Annotated in this window: 3 protein-coding genes and 1 pseudogene; all 4 read right to left on the bottom strand. The window is 65.3% G+C overall.

Annotation, left to right across the window (positions count from 1 at the left end):
* Window positions 1–248, bottom strand: a pseudogene (locus tag ACLP9N_RS07690) (cytochrome P450); the annotation flags it as partial.
* Between the two features lie 267 nt (window positions 249–515).
* Window positions 516–1,805: an IS110 family transposase gene (locus tag ACLP9N_RS07685; protein WP_442406830.1), complete on the bottom strand. Its 1,290-nt coding sequence runs from the start codon at window positions 1,803–1,805 to the stop codon at window positions 516–518.
* Window positions 1,806–2,105: 300 nt separating this feature from the next.
* A complete protein-coding gene (locus ACLP9N_RS07680; protein WP_442406829.1) occupies window positions 2,106–2,993 on the bottom strand; it encodes an alpha/beta fold hydrolase in 888 nt (295 codons plus the stop codon).
* Window positions 2,980–3,882, bottom strand: a complete 903-nt coding sequence (locus tag ACLP9N_RS07675) for an alpha/beta fold hydrolase (protein WP_442406828.1) — start codon at window positions 3,880–3,882, stop codon at window positions 2,980–2,982. Before ACLP9N_RS07675 ends, ACLP9N_RS07680 begins: the two co-directional genes overlap by 14 nt.
* Window positions 3,883–3,915: the final 33 nt, after the last annotated feature.

Genomic DNA, 3,915 nt, shown 5'->3' with positions numbered 1-3,915 from the left:
TCTGGCGGATCGAAGGCGATCGGCACCATGGGAAACGGGCTTCCCACCAGATCGAACGCGCCCTGGGAGGAAAACAGCTCCGGATTTGTGGCCGCCGCTTCGACGACATCGGCGGCGCTAAGGAAGTACACACCCGCATCGGACACCGCGACTTTGCCGGACGCCAGGAGCGTGTGCCATGCCGCGTCGCGGTCGTGAGCGAAAGGCAGAGTTTCGAGCGCCGGTAGCGCGGGACAGACGACCTGCATGATCGTTCCTCCGACTCATAGCCAGGGTTAACCAGGGTTAAATATTAATCCCGGGCTAGTGCCGCTGTACCTAGATATCACACACGCATCCAATAGAAAGGGTGTGAGCTGCGTCACATTTGGATTAGTCTGCGGCTGACTCGCAGTTGATCCTCGCGCACCCGCAATCGATAGCCGTTATGTCTGACCCGAAAATCGGATGGTGAGTGGGCAGGCCGAAGGCAACCCGGCGGAGCCGGGTGATGTTGTGCTGCTGTGGGTTTGGGGTCAGGCGGCGGTGTCGGTGATGACCGCTTTGCCGTCGCGGATGGCGATGTGCTGGCCGGTGAGCGCTTGGAGTTGGGTGGCGAGGTCGCGGGCGCGGCGGTGTTTGTTGATGCGGGATTCGTAGTAGCCGGGGCCGAGGTCGCAAAATCTGGCGTCGGGGTCCGACAGCAGGTGGTAGATGACGGTCAGTACCGAATTGCCGGTCGCGACGAGCGCCTTCTGCTTGCCGCGGCGTCGGGCCAGGCGCCGGTAGCGGGCGCCGAGGAAGGTGTCGGTACGCGAGTTGACGAACGCGATGCGGCCCAGGGTGCCGGCCAGCCAAGGGTTGCCCTTGGCGCGGCCCTTGCTCGTGGACTTACCGGCCGACTGGTGGATCTGCGGGCAGAACTTGGCCCATGACACCAGATGCGCGGCCGAGGGGAACCGGGTCATGTCGACCCCGATCTCGGCGATCAGCTCGGCAGCGGCAACGGTGCTCACGCCGGGGATATCAGCGAGCCGGGCCGCCGGTCGGGAGAAAGGGCCGATCGCCTCCTCGATCCGCGCGTCGAGTGCGGTGATCTGGGCGCTGATGCGGTCGCTGTTGTCGAGCATCATCTGCAGGATCGTCGCGTGGTGATCGGTGAAGAATCCTCGCAGCGCCTCTTCGAGCCGGTCGGTCTTCTTGCGTGCGCTGGCCTTGGCCAGCCCGGCCAGCGTACGCGGATCGCGCTCCCCGGCGATCAGGGCCTCCATCATCGCCCGACCGGTGACACCGTGCAGGTTCGACAGCACCGCCGAGATCTTGATCTGGGCGTCCTCGAGCAGCTTTTCGACCCGTTGCTGCTCGCGGGTGCGGTCCTGCACCAGGGCGCGCCGGTAGCGGGTGAGGTCGCGTAGTCGGCGGATTTCGGGCGGCTGCACCAGCGAGGGCCGGCACATGCCGCGCTCGGCCACTTTCGCCAGCCAGACTGCATCGGCCCGATCCGTCTTCGCCCGGCCCGGCACGTTCTTGACCTCGCGGGCGTTGACCAGCCAGGCGTCAAACCCCTCGGCCTCCAGCAGGTAGTACACCCCCTTCCAGTAGGTGCTGGTGGATTCCATCACCACCCGCTGCACCTGCCAGTGGCGCAACCAGCCCACCATCGCCAACAGCTGTGCGGTGGTCGTGCCGTAGCCGCGCAGCTCCTGCATTCGCCTGCCCGGCCCCTGCGGGTTCGGCACCCGCACACACGCCTCCAGACCGGCCTTGCCCAGATCCAGCGCCGCGACCCGCTCCACCACTAGATCCGCATCGTCGACGTCATCCATAACCAACACCCTTCCCGCGTAACCGATTCAACGAGGCGGTCGCCCGCAGGAACCGAACAGGGATGGAAGAGAGACGGACCCTCTTGATCGTAGCGACAATGCGCAGCCCCACCATCGGCTCCCTGGATCAAACTCAAAAACGGGCTCACTGCGCCAAGAAACACCGACCTCGGCGAGCGACCGCACCCGATTTTCCCGCATGCGCGGGCGTCCCGAGGGACCACGGAACTCAAAATAATTGGCGATCGGCGATAGCGAGCTGCACCCTGTTTGGTGCCAACCGCCAGCCGGGCCGACCGTTCAGGGGTGTTGCGTGAAATCGATGAGGAGCTGGCTGAACTGGTCAGCGGCCTCTACCATCACGCAGTGACCCACGTTTTCCAGCGGCACAAAACGCGCATCCGGAATCTTGGACGCCAACACGTGACCGGTGGACACCGGGAGGATCCGGTCGCGGACACCCCAAAGAATCAGTGACGGGCAGGTGACCGCCTCTGGGGTCACCTGGTTCACCGCAATCGCCGCAGCGTGCAGGGACTGCACGAATCCCGGCGCGGCCATACGGGGGAGGATCTCCATTGCCAACGACGTTGACAGTGTGCCCGGGTCGTGCATGGCGAGCGCCATCAACGCAGACCGTAGGTAGCGCGCCCGCGCCACAACACGCGGGACCCACGGAATCGCGAAAATGCGCCTGAAGGCCCGCAGTCCGGTCACGATCAGCGCAAGCCGCCGAGCGCCGATGTTGGCGCCGCCGGCATCGATCAGCATTAGCCCCGCCACTCGATCCGGATGGTCGCAGGCGACCTGCAGCGCAACCAGACCGCCCATCGAGTGACCCGCGATGATCGCGTCCGCGAGCCCGAGGTGATCCAGCAGGCCGATGATCGTCGCGACATGCTCGCTGAACACGTCACCCGTGGCGATCGGATCCGAGCCGCCAAATCCGGGTAGGTCCACGGCGATGACCCGGCGATGCGCGGACACGGCGGGCAGCACTCGCAGCCACCACTGCCACGACCCGCCCTGGCCGTGCACCAGAACGGCCACGGGCCCACTGCCAATGTCGGCGTAGCTGATGCGTCGCCCACGCACGGTGGCTTGATGGGTGTGGGCGGACCAGTCGACCGCTTTCCAGCCGGCGTCCGGATCGCCGGAGAGGTTCCAACGGGGGCTAGAAAACGGCATCACGCTTCTGTTCATGAGACCGGCGAACGTCCTGGAAGAAGCCATGCACGAGGGCGTTGAACGCTTCGGGCCGCTCGAACATCGGATGATGCCCCGCGTCGGCCATCACCTCTTTGCGCGCGCCGACGATCACGCTGGCCAGCTGGTCAAGCGACGCCGCCGGCGCCATACGATCACAGGCACCGCCCACGATCAGGGTGGGACACACGACGGCCCGCAAATCCTGCTGTCGGACCGCACGAAGCGCGGCCTTGAGGGCGGCAGTCGCGCCCGGGGAGTTACCGGCGCTGGTCATCATGTCCGTGGCCAACTCACGGGATACCGCAGCCGGATCATGGATTATCGGACGGAGCAGAAATCGCCGCAGTGGCGCCGCGGCCATCGCTGCGCGCACCGTCACGCCGAAAAGCGGCAGCCGACCACGGTTGAGCAGCACGATGCTCGCGGCGAGGCCGCGTAACAGGAGAACCTGCTGGCGACGGGGCGACACGCCGGTGGCCACGAGCACCAAAGCCTCAGTGCGCGAAGGATGTTGAGCAGCGAACTGCCCAGCGATGATCCCGCCCAGCGAATGACCGATCATCTTTACCCGCCGGACCTCAAGCCGGTCTAGCAACCGGATCAGCGCATCGACGTAGTGATCGATTTCGACACAGCCACCGAAATTATCTGAGCCGCCGAAGCCGGGCAGGTCGACCGCGATGACGCGATGCTCGGCCGCAAGCTCCGAAATATTTCGGAACCATACCGGCCACGCCGAGGCCAACCCGTGCACCAGCACAACGACCGGACCTTGCCCGATGTCGAGGTACTGAATCCCCTGCCCGCTGAACATAACCCGATTGAGATGCTGTTGCCACGCCGCCGACCGCCACTCGAACCCGTTCATAGCCGAGCTACCAGCCATGTCACGACATCGCTA

This window comes from Mycobacterium sp. (assembly GCF_052144515.1).
Lineage (GTDB): Bacteria > Actinomycetota > Actinomycetes > Mycobacteriales > Mycobacteriaceae > Mycobacterium.
This window is presented reverse-complemented; position numbering and strand designations above follow the sequence as displayed.